The 15,944-nt window shown below is 72.2% G+C and carries 16 protein-coding genes and 1 pseudogene; 5 read left to right on the top strand and 12 right to left on the bottom strand.

What is annotated here, in order from left to right; all coding sequences use genetic code 11:
* The first annotated feature begins 27 nt into the window (after positions 1–27).
* Complete coding sequence (locus ABZ098_RS14060; RefSeq protein ID WP_356590630.1) at positions 28–747, top strand: MerR family transcriptional regulator; 720 nt, start codon at positions 28–30, stop codon at positions 745–747.
* Between the two features lie 91 nt (positions 748–838).
* On the opposite strand, the gene ABZ098_RS14055 is transcribed toward ABZ098_RS14060, so the two are convergent.
* The 5 genes from ABZ098_RS14055 to ABZ098_RS14035 form a co-directional block, all read right to left on the bottom strand.
* Entirely contained in the window at positions 839–3,031 is a 2,193-nt protein-coding gene (locus tag ABZ098_RS14055) for a 3-hydroxyacyl-CoA dehydrogenase NAD-binding domain-containing protein (RefSeq protein ID WP_356590628.1), read from the bottom strand.
* 42 nt (positions 3,032–3,073) lie between these two features.
* On the bottom strand, positions 3,074–4,288 hold the full coding sequence (locus tag ABZ098_RS14050) for an acetyl-CoA C-acetyltransferase (RefSeq protein ID WP_356590626.1): 1,215 nt from the start codon (positions 4,286–4,288) through the stop codon (positions 3,074–3,076).
* Positions 4,289–4,309: 21 nt separating this feature from the next.
* The gene (locus ABZ098_RS14045; RefSeq protein ID WP_356590624.1) at positions 4,310–5,452 is read right to left on the bottom strand and encodes an acyl-CoA dehydrogenase family protein; all 1,143 of its coding nucleotides are present in this window, start codon (positions 5,450–5,452) and stop codon (positions 4,310–4,312) included.
* Entirely contained in the window at positions 5,449–6,603 is a 1,155-nt protein-coding gene (locus tag ABZ098_RS14040; protein ID WP_356590622.1) for a CaiB/BaiF CoA-transferase family protein, read from the bottom strand. Before ABZ098_RS14040 ends, ABZ098_RS14045 begins: the two co-directional genes overlap by 4 nt.
* A 108-nt stretch (positions 6,604–6,711) precedes the next feature.
* Positions 6,712–7,092, bottom strand: a complete 381-nt coding sequence (locus tag ABZ098_RS14035) for an MmcQ/YjbR family DNA-binding protein (RefSeq protein WP_356590620.1) — start codon at positions 7,090–7,092, stop codon at positions 6,712–6,714.
* A gap of 91 nt (positions 7,093–7,183) precedes the next feature.
* On the opposite strand from ABZ098_RS14035, the gene ABZ098_RS14030 reads away from it, so the two are divergent.
* Positions 7,184–8,362 (top strand): saccharopine dehydrogenase NADP-binding domain-containing protein, encoded by a 1,179-nt coding sequence (locus tag ABZ098_RS14030; protein ID WP_356590618.1) that lies wholly within the window; start codon positions 7,184–7,186, stop codon positions 8,360–8,362.
* A 28-nt stretch (positions 8,363–8,390) separates the two neighbouring features.
* Here ABZ098_RS14030 and ABZ098_RS14025 read toward each other — a convergent pair whose 3' ends face one another.
* Complete coding sequence (locus ABZ098_RS14025; protein WP_086723806.1) at positions 8,391–8,549, bottom strand: hypothetical protein; 159 nt, start codon at positions 8,547–8,549, stop codon at positions 8,391–8,393.
* 84 nt (positions 8,550–8,633) lie between these two features.
* Positions 8,634–9,323: an endonuclease V gene (locus ABZ098_RS14020; RefSeq protein WP_356590616.1), complete on the bottom strand. Its 690-nt coding sequence runs from the start codon at positions 9,321–9,323 to the stop codon at positions 8,634–8,636.
* A gap of 42 nt (positions 9,324–9,365) precedes the next feature.
* Between ABZ098_RS14020 and ABZ098_RS14015 the strand changes: the two genes are divergently transcribed.
* Positions 9,366–9,662 carry a YciI family protein gene (locus tag ABZ098_RS14015; protein ID WP_356590614.1) on the top strand — a complete coding sequence of 99 codons (297 nt, stop codon included), beginning with the start codon at positions 9,366–9,368 and terminating at the stop codon, positions 9,660–9,662.
* Between the two features lie 3 nt (positions 9,663–9,665).
* Here ABZ098_RS14015 and ABZ098_RS14010 read toward each other — a convergent pair whose 3' ends face one another.
* Together ABZ098_RS14010 and ABZ098_RS14005 are read right to left on the bottom strand one after the other, a co-directional pair.
* Positions 9,666–9,995, bottom strand: coding sequence for a plasmid stabilization protein (locus tag ABZ098_RS14010; protein ID WP_356590612.1), 330 nt, complete (start codon positions 9,993–9,995; stop codon positions 9,666–9,668).
* A 50-nt stretch (positions 9,996–10,045) separates the two neighbouring features.
* Positions 10,046–11,071 carry an oxidoreductase gene (locus ABZ098_RS14005; protein ID WP_356591402.1) on the bottom strand — a complete coding sequence of 342 codons (1,026 nt, stop codon included), beginning with the start codon at positions 11,069–11,071 and terminating at the stop codon, positions 10,046–10,048.
* A gap of 328 nt (positions 11,072–11,399) precedes the next feature.
* Between ABZ098_RS14005 and ABZ098_RS14000 the strand changes: the two genes are divergently transcribed.
* Complete coding sequence (locus ABZ098_RS14000) at positions 11,400–11,816, top strand: SsgA family sporulation/cell division regulator (RefSeq protein ID WP_280848220.1); 417 nt, start codon at positions 11,400–11,402, stop codon at positions 11,814–11,816.
* Here ABZ098_RS14000 and ABZ098_RS13995 read toward each other — a convergent pair.
* A pseudogene (locus ABZ098_RS13995) lies at positions 11,810–12,646 on the bottom strand (isocitrate lyase/phosphoenolpyruvate mutase family protein). The gene ABZ098_RS14000 and the pseudogene ABZ098_RS13995 overlap by 7 nt on opposite strands.
* Before the next feature lie 56 nt (positions 12,647–12,702).
* Positions 12,703–13,350, bottom strand: a complete 648-nt coding sequence (locus ABZ098_RS13990; RefSeq protein ID WP_356590610.1) for a GPP34 family phosphoprotein — start codon at positions 13,348–13,350, stop codon at positions 12,703–12,705.
* Between the two features lie 283 nt (positions 13,351–13,633).
* Here ABZ098_RS13990 and ABZ098_RS13985 point away from each other — a divergent pair, with 283 nt between their 5' ends.
* Positions 13,634–15,256 carry an ABC-F family ATP-binding cassette domain-containing protein gene (locus tag ABZ098_RS13985; RefSeq protein ID WP_356590608.1) on the top strand — a complete coding sequence of 541 codons (1,623 nt, stop codon included), beginning with the start codon at positions 13,634–13,636 and terminating at the stop codon, positions 15,254–15,256.
* Here ABZ098_RS13985 and ABZ098_RS13980 read toward each other — a convergent pair.
* Positions 15,225–15,941: a MerR family transcriptional regulator gene (locus ABZ098_RS13980; protein ID WP_356590606.1), complete on the bottom strand. Its 717-nt coding sequence runs from the start codon at positions 15,939–15,941 to the stop codon at positions 15,225–15,227. The genes ABZ098_RS13985 and ABZ098_RS13980 overlap by 32 nt on opposite strands.
* Positions 15,942–15,944: the final 3 nt, after the last annotated feature.

Here is a 15,944-nt window from a genome sequence, read left to right as displayed (position 1 = left end):
AGTGGTGGGACAGCGATACTGCTGCACATGACGACCGACCCCTCCCCCGGTGCCGAGGAGCAGACCTTCACCGTCGACGAGCTGGCCGCGCGGGCGGGGGTCACGGTCCGCACGGTCCGCTTCTACGGCACGCGAGGGCTGCTGCCACCGCCGGTGATCGGTCCGCGCCGGGTCGGGCACTACGGCCGCGAGCACCTCGCGCGTCTCGCGCTGATCGAGGAGCTCCAGCACCAGGGGATGACGCTGGCGGCGATCGAGCGGTACATGCAGCAGTTGCCCGCCGACCTGAGCGCCCACGACCTCGCGATCCACCGGGCCGTGGTGGCCTCCTGGGCCCCGGACGTCGTGGAGCGGGTGACGCGCGAGGAGCTGCGGCGACGGGCGGGGCGGGCACTGAGCGACGACGACCTGGAGCGGCTCGCCGCCATGGACGTCGTACGGCGGGACGGCGACGGTTACCGCGTCGACCTGGGCCTGCTCCGGCTCGGCGTAGGACTGCTCGACGTGCCGCTGTCGCAGGAGGCGATCCTCGCCTCGCGGAAGGTCCTCATCGAGCACTCCCGGGCCGCCGCGCACGAGTTGTCGCAGCTGTTCCGGGGCGAGGTGGTCCAACGTGCCGCGCAGGACGTGAAGTCGCTGTCCGCGCACATGGAACCCCTCGTCGTGCAGGCCCTGTTGACGACCTTCCAGCGGTCCCTGAAGGAGGAGCTGCGGGAGTGGACGTCAGAGGTGGGCGGGGAGTCCTGACCATCGCGGGACCACCATGGGTGACCGCCGCACCGCCCCGAACGCCGGGCGGGCCCTCGTCACCCCGCCCGGCGTTCGTGACGCGTCCGGCTCACTCGTCCGCGAAACGGCCCCCGCTCTCCGCCTTCTCGACCAGCAGTGCCGGAGGGGTGAAGCGCTCCCCGTACCGGTCCGCCAGCTCACGCGCGCGTGCCACGAAGCCCGGCAGGCCGCCCTCGTAGCCGTTGATGTACTGGAGTACGCCGCCCGTCCAGCCGGGGAAGCCGATGCCGAAGATCGAGCCGATGTTGGCGTCGGCGACCGAGGTCAGGACGCCCTCCTCCAGGAGCCTGACCGTGTCCAGGGCCTCGGAGAAGAGCATGCGTTCCTGCATGTCTTCGAAAGGCACGGTCTCGGAGGGGATCTCCGCACCCACGCGCGTGAAGTGCTCGCGCAGACCCGGCCAGAGGGCGACCCGCTTGCCGTCGTCGCCGTAGTCGTAGAAGCCGCCGCCCCCGCTGCGGCCCGTGCGGCCGAACTCGTCGACCATGCGGTCGATGACCGCCTCGGCGGGGTGGGGCGTCCAGGTGCCGCCCGCCTCCTCCACCGCCTGCCTGGTCTCCTTGCGGATCTTGCGCGGGAGCGTCAGCGTCAGCTCGTCCATCAGGGAGAGCACCTTCGCCGGGTAACCGGCCTGCGCCGCCGCCTGTTCGATCGACGCGGGCTCGATGCCCTCGCCGACCATCGCGACGCCCTCGTTGAGGAAGTGGCCGATCACGCGGGAGGTGAAGAAGCCGCGGGAGTCGTTGACGACGATCGGCGTCTTCTTGATCTGCCGCACCAGGTCGAAGGCCCTCGCGAGGGCTTCCTCGCCCGTGCGCTCGCCCTTGATGATCTCGACCAGCGGCATCTTGTCGACCGGTGAGAAGAAGTGCAGGCCGATGAAGTCGCTCTGGCGCTCCACGCCCTCGGCGAGCGCGGTGATCGGCAGGGTGGAGGTGTTGGAGCACAGCAGCGCGTCCGGCGCGACGATGTGCTGGATCTCCTGGAAGACCTTGTGCTTCAGCGCCGTGTCCTCGAAGACCGCCTCGATGACCGCGTCGCAGCCGCCGAGGTCCTGGGGGTCGGCCGTCGGCGTGATGCGGGCCAGGAGCGCGTCCGCCTTCTCCTGCGTCGTACGGCCCCGGGAGACCGCCTTCGCGCAGAGCTTCTCGGAGTAGGCCTTGCCCTTGGCGGCCGCCTGCACGGACACGTCCTTGAGGACCACGTCGATGCCCGCGCGGGCGCACGAGTACGCGATGCCGGCGCCCATCATCCCGGCGCCGAGCACGGCCACCTTGCGGACCTGACGGGGCTGCACGCCCTTGGGGCGGTTCGCGCCGGAGTTCACCGCCTGGAGGTCGAAGAAGAACGCCTGGATCATGTTCTTCGAGGTCTGGCCCGCGGCCAGTTCGACGAAGTAGCGCGCCTCGATGACCTGCGCGGTCTCGAAATCGACCTGGGCGCCTTCCACGGCGGCCGCGAGGATGTTGCGCGGGGCCGGGTAGGGCGCGCCGTTGGTCTGCTTGCGCAGGCTCGCCGGGAAGGCGGGCAGGTTGGCCGCGAACTTCGGGTTGGCGGGCGTGCCGCCGGGGATGCGGTAGCCCGGCTTGTCCCAGGGCTGCTGGGACTCGGGGTTGGCCTCGATGAACGCGCGGGCCTTGGCGAGGAGTTCGTCCTGTGTGGTGGCCACGTCGTCGACCAGGCCGTTCTGGAGGGCGCGCTGCGGGGCGTACTGCGTGCCCTGGAGCAGGACCTTCAGGAGGGCGTCCGCGATGCCGAGCATGCGGACCGTACGGACGACTCCGCCGCCTCCGGGGAGCAGGCCGAGCGTGACCTCGGGGCAGCCGATCTTGAAGCCGGGCGCGTCGAGGGCGATGCGGTGGTGGCAGGCGAGGGCGATCTCGTAACCGCCGCCCAACGCAGCGCCGTTGATGGCGGCGACGACCGGCTTGCCCAGGGTCTCGATGCGGCGCAGGTTGCGCTTGATCGCGAGGCCGCCCTCGAAGAGGTCCTGCGCGGTCTCGGGGGTGACCCGGATGAGGTCGCGCAGGTCGCCGCCCGCGAAGAAGGTCTTCTTGGCGGAGGTGATGATGACACCGCGGATGGTGTCCTTCTCGGCCTCCAGGCGGTCGGTGATCACCGCGAGGGAGTCGCGGAACGCCTGGTTCATGGTGTTGGCGGACTGGTTGGGGTCGTCGATGACGAGGGTGACGACGCCGGTGCGGTCCTGTTCCCAGCGGATGGTCGTGGACTGAGTGCTCATGTGGAAGTGCTCCGTGTGATCCGTCGTATCCGTGGGAGGGGGTCAGATGCGCTCGACGATGGTGGCGATGCCCATGCCGCCGCCCACACAGAGCGTCGCGAGGCCGTACCGCTTGTCCTGGCGTTCCAGTTCGTCGATCAGGCTGCCCAGGATCATGGCGCCGGTCGCGCCGAGCGGGTGGCCCAGCGCGATCGCGCCGCCGTTGACGTTGACCTTGTCCAGGGAGAGGCCCATGTCCCTGACGAAGCGCAGGACGACCGCCGCGAAGGCCTCGTTGATCTCGACGAGGTCGATGTCGTCGATGGTCAGCCCAGCCTTGGCGAGGGCCTTGCGGGTGGCGGGCGCGGGTCCGGTGAGCATGATGGTGGGCTCGGAGCCGGAGACGGCCGCGGAGACGATCCGCGCGCGCGGGGTGAGGCCGTAGCGCTCCCCCACCTCCTTGGAGCCGATCGCGACGAGCGAGGCGCCGTCGACGATGCCGGAGGAGTTGCCCGCGTGGTGGACGTGGTCGATCTTCTCGACCCAGTGGTACTTCTGCAGGGCCACGGCGTCGAAGCCGCCCAGGTCGCCGATGTCCGCGAAGGACGGCTTGAGCTTGCCCAGGGAGTCGGCGGTGGTGCCGGGCCGCAGGTGCTCGTCGTGGTCGAGGACGGTCAGGCCTGCACGGTCCTTCACCGGGACGACGGAGCGGTCGAAGCGGCCCTCCTTCCAGGCCGTCGCCGCGCGCTCCTGGGAGAGGGCCGCGTACTCGTCGACGTCACGCCGTGAGAATCCCTCGATCGTGGCGATGAGGTCGGCGCCGATGCCCTGCGGCACGAAGTTGACGGCGAGGTTGGTCATCGGGTCGTTGAACCAGGCGCCGCCGTCGGAGGCCATCGGCACCCGGGACATCGACTCGACACCGCCCGCCAGGACCAGGTCCTCCCAGCCCGAACGCACCTTGGCGGCGGCCATGTTGACGGCCTCCAGGCCCGAGGCACAGAAGCGGTTCTCCTGCACGCCCGCGACCGTGTCCGGCAGCCCGGCGGCGATCGCGGCGATCCGGGCGATGTCGGAGCCCTGGTCGCCGACCGGGCCGACGACGCCGAGGACGATGTCGTCGACGGCCGCCGGGTCCAGGTCCGGGAAGCGGGCCCGGATCTCGTGGATGAGTCCGACGACCAGGTCGATGGGCTTGGTGCCGTGCAGGGCGCCGTTCGCCTTGCCTCGGCCGCGCGGGGTGCGGATCGCGTCGTACACGTACGCTTCGGTGCTCACGAGGAAGCCTTTCAATGAGGGTCAGCTCAGCAGGGAACGGCCGATGATCTCTTTCATGATCTCGGTCGTGCCGCCGTAGATGGTCTGGATCCGGCCGTCGGTGAAGGCCCGCGCGACCGGAAATTCGCTCATGTAGCCGTAGCCGCCGTGCAGTTGCAGGCAGCGGTCCGCGACCCGCTTCTGGAGCTCGGTCGCCCACCACTTGGCCATGGAGGCGTGGACGGCGTCCAGTCCCCCGTCGGAGTGGTCCTCGACGCAGCGGTCGACGAACGTCCGCGTGACCGCGCACTCCGTGGCCATCTCGGCTATCTCGAACCGGATGTGCTGCTTGGTGGCGAGCGGCCGGCCGAAGGCCTCGCGCTCCTTGACGTACTCGGTGGTGATCTCCAGGAGGTGTTCGGCGGCGGCGATCGCGGAGACGGCGATGCTCAGGCGCTCCTGGGCCAGGTTGGTCATCAGGTGCCCGAAGGCACCGTCGCGTTCGCCGAGGAGGTTCTCCTTGGGCACGCGCACGTCGTGGAAGAACAGTTCGGCCGTGTCCTGGGCCTTCTGGCCGATCTTGTCGAGGTTGCGGCCGCGCTCGAAGCCCTCCATTCCACGCTCGACAACCAGGAGCGAGAGTCCGCGGGCCCCGCCCTCGGGGGTGGTCTTGGCGACGACGATCACCAGGTCGGCGATGATCCCGTTGGAGATGAAGGTCTTGGAGCCGTTCAGCAGCCAGTGGTCGCCCCGGTCCTCCGCGTGGGTGCGGATGCCCTGGAGGTCGGAGCCCGCGCCCGGCTCGGTCATGGCGATGGCGGTGACGAGCGAGCCGTCGCAGAAGCCGGGCAGCCAGCGGCGCTTCTGCTCCTCGGTGGCGAGGCCGGTGAGGTAGGGGCCGATGACGTCGTTGTGCAGGCCCAGGGCGAGTCCGGGGGCGCCGGCGCGGGTGAACTCCTCGGCCAGGACGGTGGCGTAGCGGAAGTCGGCGGTGCCGCCGCCCCCGAACTCCTCGGGCACGGCGAGCCCGAGCAGGCCCTGCTTGCCGGCCGCCCGCCAGGCCTCGCGGGAGACGATGCCGTCCTTCTCCCACTGCGCGTAGTGCGGCAGGACCTCCCTGGCCAGGAAGGCGCGCACGGTCTCGCGGAACGCGTCGTGCTCGGGGGCGAAGAGCTGCCGCTTCATTCGGGGCCTTTCCGGGGTTCCTGGTCGTTCACGAGGTCCGGTACGTCCCAGTCGCGTGCCACGTCGGCGGTGTCGGCGCCGGCCAGGGCGGGCCCGGTGCGGACGGACGTGGGGGTCGCGGAGAAGCGGGGCGCGGGGGCGGGCTGGGTGATGCCGCCGTGGTCGGTGAAGGTGCCGCGGGCGGCGAGGTGCGGGTGGTGCGGGGCCTCGCGCAGCGACAGGACGGGTGCCACGCACGCGTCGGTGCCCTCGAAGACGGCCGCCCACTCGTCTCGCGTACGGCTGCGGAAGCGGGCCGCGACGGCCTCGCGCAGGTCGCCCCAGCGGGTCCAGTCCTTGCGGGCGTCGGCGAAGTCGGTGATGCCGAGGAGGTCGAGGAAGAGGTCGTAGAACTGGGGCTCCAGCGCGCCGACCGCCATGTACTTGGCGTCGGCGGTCTCGTAGGTGCCGTAGTACGGGCAGCCGCCGTCGAGGAGGTTGGCGCCGCGCCGGTCCTGCCAGCCGCCGGCCGCGGTCATGGCGTGGATCATCGCGGAGAGGTGGGAGGTGCCGTCGACGATGGCCGCGTCGACGACCTGGCCGGTGCCGGTCGCGCGCGCGTGGTGCAGGGCGGCGAGGACGCCGACGACGAGGTAGAGGGAGCCGCCCGCGTAGTCGCCGAGGAGGTTGGCGGGGACGGCCGGGGGGCGTCCCGGTTCGCCGATCATGCCGAGGGTGCCGGTGAGGGCGATGTAGGCGATGTCGTGCCCGGCGCGCTGGGCGAGCGGTCCGTCCTGGCCCCAGCCGGTCATCCGGCCGTAGACGAGGGCGGGGTTGCGGGCGTGGCAGTCCTCCGGGCCGACCCCGAGGCGCTCGGCGACACCGGGGCGGTTGCCCTCGATGAGGATGTCGGCGCGGGCGGCGAGGTCGAGCACGCGCGCGGGGCCTTCGGGGGCCTTGAGGTCGACGACCACCGAGCGCTTGTTGCGGTTGGTGAGGTCGTAGGCGGGGTCGATCGACAGAGCGGCGCCGCCCGGGCGGGACACCTGGACGACGTCGGCCCCGAGGTCGGCGAGGAGCATGGCGGCGAACGGGCCCGGCCCGATCCCGGCCAGCTCGACCACGCGCACGCCGGTGAGCGGGCCGTGCCCGGGCGTCGTTGCCGTTGTCATCCAGCCCCCATTGGCGTGACACAACTGATGTAACACCGGTGATGCTATGAACGCGTCCCCGCGGACACAAGACCTGAACGAGCAAGCGCTTAGCCAATTATCGGCCGGTCACCGCTCGCCGAGTTCGCCTATCAGCCGTTTCGGCGCGATCGCGCGGTAGCTCTCCTCGACCCAGTCGCACAGCAGGTCCGCCGCCGGGGCGCCCTTCTCCGCGAGCGGGACCCGCACCCACCCGGCCTTTCCGAGGCCGTACCCGGCGGGCTCGGCGCCCGGGGAGGTCAGCGCGTGGGCGTGGGCCTCGGCGTCCTTGAGCTTCACCGTGACGCCCATCGGGTAGCTGCGGTCACTCACGCCCAGGAAGACGAACACCTTCTTGTTGACCTTGGCGACGGTCTCGCCCCAGGGGAACTCTTCCGTGGCACCGGGCAGCCCGAGGGCGAACTCGCGCACTTTCTCCCACTTCCTCAGGGCGTTCCTGGGTACGGCCACCGTCCCACCTCCGGCCTCCTCGTCGGGCTCCGCACTCCTCACGCTAGCCTCGGCCACCGACAACGGCGCGTGCGACGGGATCTGGAGTGTCATGAGCAGGCTGAAGAGGTCGGACCGTCCCTACGACATCGTGCTGTTCGGAGCGACCAGCTTCGCGGGAGCGCTCACCGCGGAGTACCTCGCCGCCCACGGTCCGGACGATCTGCGCTGGGCGATCGCCGGCCGCAACGAGGACAAGCTCAGGGCGCTGCGCGAGCGGCTGCCGGAAGGGGCCGACGTCGGCGTGCTCACGGCCGACGTGTCGGACCCGGACTCGCTGCGCGCCCTCGCCGGACACGCGCGCGTGGTGGCCACCACGGTCGGCCCCTATCTGACGTACGGCGAGGAACTCGTCGCCGCCTGCGCGGACGCGGGGACGGACTATCTCGACCTCTCCGGGGAGCCGGAGTTCGTGGACCTGATGTACGTCCGGCACGACGCACGCGCGCGTGAGACGGGCGCACGGCTGGTGCACGCGTGCGGGTTCGACTCGATCCCGCACGACCTGGGGGCGTACTTCACGGTCCGGCAGCTGCCCGAGGACGTGCCGCTGACCGTCGACGGGTTCGTGACCGCGGACGGCATGTTCTCCGGGGGGACGTTCGCCTCGGCGCTCAACCAGTTCGCACGCGGTCGGCAGATGATCGCCGCCGCCCGTGACCGCGGGCGGCACGAGCCGCGCCTGGTGGGCCGGCGGGCCGCCGCGCCGACCGGCACCCCGCGGTACGCGCAGGAGGTGGGCGCCTGGGCCCTGCCGCTGCCGACCATCGACGCGCAGATCGTCAGGCGCTCGGCGAGGGCCCTGGAGCGTTACGGCCCCGACTTCCGCTACCGCCACTACGCGGCCGTACGGCACCTGCCGGTGGCGGTGGGCGGGGTCGCGGCCGTGGGCGCGCTGTTCGCGGCGGCCCAGCTGCCGCCCGCGCGGCGCTGGCTGTCCGGCCGGGTCAGGCCGGGTGACGGGCCGAGTGCCGAGAAGCGGGCGAAGAGCTGGTTCTCGGTGCGCTTCGTCGGCGAGGGCGGTGGCCGACGGGTGTTCACCGAGGTCGCGGGCGGTGACCCGGGGTACGACGAGACGGCCAAGATGTTCGCCGAGTCGGCGCTGTCCCTGGCCTTCGACGACCTCCCGGAGACGTCCGGTCAGGTCACGACGGCGGTGGCGATGGGGGACGCGCTGATCGAGCGGCTGCGGCGGGCCGGGATCACCTTCCGCGTGGCGGCGAGCAGGTGAGCGCGCCGCGGAGGGACCGGGCCCTGGATCAGAAGGACCAGCCCGCCACCGTGTAGATCATCCCCGCGATCCAGCCGAGCCCCGCGAGCACGCCGAGCACCAGAGCGGCGGTCACGGCGCGCTCGACGGGCCGGTTCGGGTCGGCGAGGGGCTTGGGGGAACGGTGGGTCATGCGGTGCGTCGTCATGCGGGACAGCCTGCCGATCGCACCGGGGCACGCACATCCGTACAGATACTCAGACGACGTACTCAGGACACCTCCCGAACCCGGTCAGGCGGTCGCCTCCCGCAGCGCCTTTCGGCACAGCGCGTCCGCCCTGCGCGTCGTCTCCGGCAGGCGGTAGGCCGGCGTGAGGGCGAGCGTGTGGGCGCAGGCGTTGTCCAGGCTCACGCGGTGGCCGACCGAGACGAAGACCGGCTTCACCGCCGCACGCGTGCGCAGGGCCCGGCCCACCTCCTCCGTGCCCGCCAGCAGGGGCGTCCACGCGCCGCGCCGGTCGCCGGGATCGTCGTACGCGAAGGTGAACGGGTTCTTGGCGACCCCGATGGTCGGCAGGCCGGTGAGGACGCCGAGGTGGCTCGCGAGGCCGAAGCGGCGGGGGTGGGCGAGGCCGTAGCCGTCGCAGACGACCAGGCCGGGCGGACCCGGCAGGGCGTCGAGGGCGGCGAGGACGGTGGGGATCTCGCGGAAGGCGAGCAGGCCCGGGACGTACGGGAAGGAGATCCGGCCGACGGCGGAGGCCTCGGCGACGGTCTCCAGGGTCGCCGCGTCCAGCACCACGGCCGCCGCGGCGACGACGTCCCGTTCGTCGTCGTAGGCCACGTCGACCCCGGTGACGTGGCCGGTGCCGGGCGGCGGGCCCGGTTCGTCGAGGACGGTCCTCGCCCTCAACTCGTCCTGGATGGCGCGCGCTTGTTCCTCGGTCGCGGGCCAGCCCGCGGGAATGTCCACTGTCGTCATGGTGGGGACGAGGGTACGGCGGGGCGGCGTAGGCTCGCGATCATGTTCGTACTGGAGCTGACCTACACCGCCCCGCTCGATGCCGTGGACGCCGTGCTGCCGGCGCATGTCGCCTGGCTGGACGAGCAGTACGAGAAGGGCGTCTTCCTGGCCTCGGGGCGCAAGAACCCCCGCGACGGCGGGGTGATCATCGCCGTCGCGGAGGATCGCGCGCGGATCGAGGAGATCACGGCGGGGGACCCGTTCGTCACGGCCGGGGTGTGCGCGTACCGCGTCACCGAGTTCGCCGCGACGAAGACGGCCCCGGCGCTGGAGGCGTACCGGGAGACCGCCGGCTGAGGGTCAGCTCTTGCCGCCGAGGGCGCGCTGGAGCTGGCTCTTGTTCATGTCCGAACGGCCCTTGACGCCCTTGCGCTTGGCCTCCTCGTAGAGCTGGTCGTAGGTCGGGCCCTGGGAGCCCTTGCCGGACCGCTGGCCACCCCGCTTGCCCGAGGACATGTCCTTGGTCGAGGTGCGGCTGGCGGTCTTGGACTCGCCGGAGCGGGCGCGTTCCTTGTTGACGGTCCGCGCCGCGATCTCCTTGGCCCGCCCGGTGCTCTCGCCCCGGTCCTCCGCGCTCTCCTTGATGTGCTCGTACTGGCGTTCACGCTTCGAGTTCGAACCGGCTGGCATGTGGGACCACTCCTTTCGCCGTCGGCGGCCGGGTACCCACATTCCGCCACTCAGTTCTCCAGACGCGCCACCCGTCCCTTCTCCCCGGCCGCCCAGCAGCCCCCGTCGGCCGTGCAGTCGACGGTGTCGTACGAGCCGGTGTCCACGGTCCGCCAGGTCCGGCCGCCGTCGCGGGTGAGGTCGGTGCCGGTGGGGCCGACCGCGAGGGCGGCGGTGCGGCTGTGCGGGAGCCAGGCCACGCCGGAGCGGTAGGCGTTCACCGGGGTCGCGGCGGGCCGCCAGGAGGCGCCTGAGTCGCCGGTGCGGGCGGCGGCCCGAGGGGAGCTCTGGTCGGGTCGGTAGTCGCCGCCGACCGCGAGACCGTGGACGCGGTCGCGGAAGGCGAGCGCGAAGACACCCTTGGCCGGGTCGCCCGCCGGGATCGGCGTGTCGGACGCCGTCCAGGTCCGTCCCCGGTCGGCGGAGTGCAGTACACGCGCGCGTGCGCCGCCGCCGGTGGCCAGCCAGACGTCCCGGGACCCGGAGGTGACCAGGCACTGCCCGCTCGCGGCGAAGCCCGCCTCGCCGTCGAGCGCGGCCGGCATGCCCTTGTCGGGCAGCACCTTCCAGGAGCGGCCGCCGTCGGAGGTCGACAGGATGCGGAACTTTCCGTCCACGGGGTCGCTCATGGCGAGGCCGTGGCGGCGGTCGAAGAAGGTGAGGCAGTCGTAGAAGGCCTTGGCGTCGGTGTTGCGGAAGGACTCGGTCCAGGTCGTGCCGCCGTCCTCGGTGCGGTAGACGCGGGACGCCTCGCCCTCCCCGATGGCCAGGACCACCGCCCGGCGCGCGTCGAACGCCTCGACGTCCCGGAACTGGAGCTCGGCGGCACCGGGCGGTGAGACGTTTCGCCAGCTCGCCCCGCCGTCGGTGGTGCGCAGCACGGTGCCCTGGGTGCCGGCCAGCCAGGCGGTGTCCCGGCTGACCGCCGACAGCCCGCGGAACCGCACGTCGGGAGTCCCGCTGTCCTTGAGCTCCCAGTGCGGAGTGCGGCCGTCCGGGCCATGTGCCTCGGCCGGTACGGCGGTCAGGGCGGCCAGCGCCGCCGCACAGGCCGCTCCCACGGCTGCCGTCCGGATCGTCAGGCCCGTCCGCCTCTTGCCTCGCGTGTTCCCCAAGCGCCTCATGGCGGGCGAAGCTAGCCCACGGCCCGGACGCCGTCCAGATGCCCTCGGCCGGGCTCCGACGGGCGCGCGGGGTGTCACACGTGCCTCTCGGGGCACGGGAAAGGGACTGGATCACACCGGCGCATGAAGACGGTGACAGAGGTCACTCGACTTTCGTGTACACGGATTGACTCATTCCGACGTCTCTTCCAGTGCCCGTCCCACCCGGAAGCCCTATCAGCCGTCACGAGGGAGCAAGGCGTTGTCCACCGTCATCGAGCAGCCCGTAGAGGCCCGTCTCGTCGCCGCGGCACCGCGGATGCCGAGCATTCCCGCCACCCTGCACTACGACCGTTGTGATCCGTTCGCCGTCCGCATGACCTTCCCCGCCCCGGCCACCCTGGAGGGCGTCGAGGTCTGCTGGACCTTCAGCCGCGAACTGCTGACCACCGGTCTGCACGAGCCCGAGGGCCACGGTGACGTCCGGGTGCGCCCGTACGGCTACGACCGCACCGTTCTCGAGTTCCACGCCCCCGAGGGCACCGCCGTCGTGCATGTGCGCACCGGCGAGCTGCGCCGTTTCCTGGAGGCGACCAACGACCTCGTGCCGACCGGCCTGGAGCACCTCCAGCTCGACCTCGACCACGACCTCGCGGAACTGATGCGCGACGCCTACTGACGGGCACCGGCGAGGAGGGCGTTGAGCTCGCCGTGGTCGAGCCCGCCGGCCGGCGCGTCGTACGTCCCCGCGTCCAGCAGCTCCCGCGCGGCGCGGCGGACCAGGGCGTGCGCGGCCTGGGCGATGCCCGAGCCGACGCTGACGCGTGCCACGCCGAGTGCGGCCGGCTCGGCGACGGGTGGGGCGCCCGGTCCGGCCATGACGTTCAGCGGAGCGTCGATCGCGTCGGCGAGGAGCTTGACGGTCCCCGGGTCGACGGCCCCGGGGACGAAGATCCCGTCGGCGCCCGCGGCGAGGAAGGCGGCGGCCCGCTCCAGTGTGAGGTCGACTCCCCCGGCACAGCGCAGGAACGTGTCGATACGGGCGTTGACGAACAGCGGCACGCCTGCCGCGTCGGCGGCCTCCCGGGCCGCGGCGATCCGCTCCGCCTGCTCCCCGACCGCCAGCAGCGGTTCGCCTCCGTCGTACCGGGCGTCCTCGATGTTCACCCGACCACGCCCGCGCTCGCACCGCGAGCACCGCGCGCACGGTGTCGGCGACACCGGCCGCGTCCCGCGCGTAGCCGCTCTCGATGTCCGCGCTGACCGGCACCCCCACCACGGCGGCGATCCGCCCCACGGCGTCCAGGGCCCGCTCCCGATCCAGGCGGTCACCGTCCGCCGCGCCCAGGGCCCAGGAGAGGCCGGCGCTGGTGGTGGCCACGGCGGCGGCGCCCGCGTCCTCGACGACACCGGCGCTCGCCAGGTCCAGGCGTTCGGCAGCACGAGCGGGGCGCCGCGGACGTGCAGGGAGCGGAAAGCGAGGGCGCGGAGCGTGTCCCGGTCGGTCATGCGCCTCACCCGAAACCGGTCCCCGTGCCCACGCTCGCAGGAATCCGACGCAGACGTCAGGTGCGCGCCGCGACCGAGCCCGCCGCCCCGCGCACCCCGTGGACGAGTTCCCGCAGCACCGGCGCCACCGGTCCGCCGCGCTCGATCAGCTCCTCGACGCGCGTTTCGTGATGTTCCCCGCGGGACAGCAGGGTGCGCGGTTCGGCCGCAACGGCGAGCGCGAGGAGGGCCGCGTCCCGTTCGGAGACGTCCACGGCCGGCACCGGCCCCCGCAGGGCCTGCCGGGCCTCCTCCTGGAGCGCTTCCACGACGGCCGGGCGGGCCAGGTCGTACTCCACCGTGGGGAAGAGCCCGAGGACCCTCCTCTTGCGGGCGCGCAGATGTCCGCCCGCGGTGAGCTGTTCCCGTACGGCGTCCACGGTGAAGCGGGTGTGGGGCCGCACCCAGCTCCGCCAGCGGTGCGGCCGCGATTCGCGGACCAGTTCGAGCAGCCCGTCCAGGACGGGGTCCCCGGTCTCGGCGTCCATGTCGACGGGTGTGGCGATGCCGTCCACGTCGAGGAGCAGACCGCGCCGGGCCAGCTCGATGAGGGCACCGGCCCGCACCAACTGGGCAGTCCGGGCGGCACCGGCGGCCTCGGCCTTCGAGGTGTCCCAGGCCAGCAGGTACAGATGGGCCGGCAGGGAGAGCGGGCCGTCGGGCACGGGGCCTCCTAAGGCGCGTTAACTCGTTGACAGCCATACGGCCGCCTCGTACGGTGTAGAACGCTTCTGTTGCCGTCGATCGGAGAAGGACGTTGCTCGTCTGAGGTCCTGAGACACCGTGTCACACACCTGAGGTGTGTGCGCCGCGTGCGACCTCGGCATACGAGCCGTTCCGACGAGCAGGGCCCAGTCCGTGCCCTCCGGTTCTCTTTCGCCTCCCGTGGTCGCGGGTGTCTCGATACGCGTTTGCCCCTTCTCGCTTCGAGCAACCGCGGAGACCCGTATGTCTGCTTCCATCACCTGCACCTCGCTCGTCTTCTCCTGGCCCGACGGCACCCCCGTCCTCGACGGCCTCGACATCGCCTTCGGCCCCGGCCGGACCGGTCTCGTCGGCGTCAACGGGTCGGGGAAGTCCACCCTGTTGAGGCTGATCGCCGGTGAACTCACCCCCGCCGACGGCACCGTGCGCGTCACGGGCGAGGTCGGCTACCTCCCGCAGAACGTCACGCTCGACACCGGCCTCAAGGTCGACGAGGCGCTCGGCATCTCGGCGCAGCGCGCCGCCCTGCACGCCATCGAGGCGGGCGACGTGGCCGAGGAGCACTTCGAGACGGTCGGCGACGACTGGGACGTGGAGGAGCGCGCCCTGGCCACCCTCGGTGAACTGGGGCTCGGCCACATCGGGTTGGACCGCGGGATCGGCGAGGTCTCGGGCGGCGAGTCGGTGCTGCTGCGGCTGGCCGCGCTGCTGCTGCGCCGCCCGGACGTCCTGCTCCTGGACGAGCCCACCAACAACCTCGACCTGTACGCCCGCAGGCGGCTGTACGCGGCCGTCGCGTCCTGGCCGGGGGTCATGGTCGTGGTCAGCCATGACCGCGAACTCCTCGACCTGGTCGACCAGATCGCCGATCTGCGCTCGGGGGAGGTCACCTGGTACGGCGGCAACTTCTCCGCCTACGAGGAGGCCCTCGCCGTGGAACAGGAGGCGGCGGAACGGATGGTGCGGGTCGCCGAGTCCGACTTCCGCAGGCAGAAACGCGAACTGGTGGACGCCCAGGTCAAGTTGGCCCACCGAAGGCGCTACGCCCAGAAGATGTACGACACCAAGCGCGAGCCGCGGGCCGTCATGAAGCTCAAGAGCCGCTCGGCCCAGGTCTCCGCGGGCAAGCACCGGATCATGCACGAGGAGAAGCTCGCCGAGGCCAGGGACCGGCTCGACGAGGCGGTGGAGGCCGTACGGGACGACGACGAGATCCGCGTCGACCTGCCGTACACGGCCGTACCTCCGGGCCGTACCGTCCTGACCCTCATGGACCTGCGACTCGCCTACGGCGCAGAGGTGAAGGGCGGTCTCGACCTGCGGGGCCCGGAGCGGGTCGCGCTGATCGGGCGCAACGGCGCGGGCAAGACGACGCTGCTGCGCACGATCGCCGGGGAGCTGGAGCCGGTGTCGGGCGAGGCGACGGTCCATGTCCCGCTCCGCTTTCTGCCCCAGCGCCTGGACGTTCTCGACGACGGGCTTTCGGTCGCCGAGAACGTGGCCCGGTTCGCGCCTGGCGCCACCAACAACCGGGTGCGGGCCCGTCTCGCCCGCTTCCTGTTCCGGGGCGCCCGGGCCGACCAGCAGGCGTCGACGCTGTCCGGTGGCGAACGCTTCCGGGCGGCGCTGGCCGCGCTGATGCTGGCGGAGCCCGCACCCCAGTTGCTCATGCTCGACGAGCCGACGAACAACCTCGACATGGCGAGCGTGCGGCAACTGACCTCGGCCCTGGAGTCGTACGAGGGCGCGCTGGTCGTGGCCAGTCACGACCTGCCGTTCCTGGAGTCGATCGGCATCACGCGCTGGCTGATGCTGGACGGGGAGCTGCGGGAGGTCACTGCGGAGACCCTGGAGCTGCCCGCGTAGCGTCCGCGGCGGTGACGACGGCCGCCAGATCCGCGCCCGCCCGGAGCAGCGCCACGCTCCGGGCGGCGATCCGGTCGAGCCGTCCCCGCAGGATCCGCCGGGCGTCCTCCAGGCCGTCGAGGCCGTCCAGGGCGCCCATGACCTCACGCACGGCCGGGATGCCGTACCCGCCGGCGCGCAGGGCGACGACGACGCGTGCCGCCCTGATCGCCGCGGGACCGTAGCGACGCGCGCGCAGGGTGGTCACCCGCTCCGGGCGGACCAGCCCTTCCTCCTCCCAGAACCGCAGGGTGGAGGACCGTACGCCGAGCGCCTCCGCGAGCTGCGTGATGGTCATGAAGTCGTCGTCCCGGCCGTCCTCCTCGGCCCGGATGCCCTGGAGCGCCCGCTGGGCGCGCAGCACCTCCGCGCGCTCCCGCGCGAGCCGGGCGTGGACCTCGTCGACCGCCGAGGCCGCCTCCGTGACCGTCGCCGTCCGCAGCTCGGCGAGCAGCCGCCGGGCCTCGACGGGGCCGACGGCTTCGGCGAGCCCCCGGTAGGCACGCAGGGCACACACGTGGAGCGGCGCGTAGGAGCGGTAGCCGTTGTCCGACCGTACGGCCGGCGGAATCACGCCCAGCCGCTCCAGGTCGCGCACCTGCTGCGCCGAGTACCCGGACTCCCTGGCGACGTCGGTCGTGCGCATCGT

This window comes from Streptomyces sp. NPDC006335, assembly GCF_040612795.1.
In the GTDB taxonomy this organism is placed as follows: domain Bacteria; phylum Actinomycetota; class Actinomycetes; order Streptomycetales; family Streptomycetaceae; genus Streptomyces.
The sequence above is the reverse complement of the archived record's forward strand: the minus strand, read 5'-3'. Positions and strand labels throughout refer to the sequence as shown.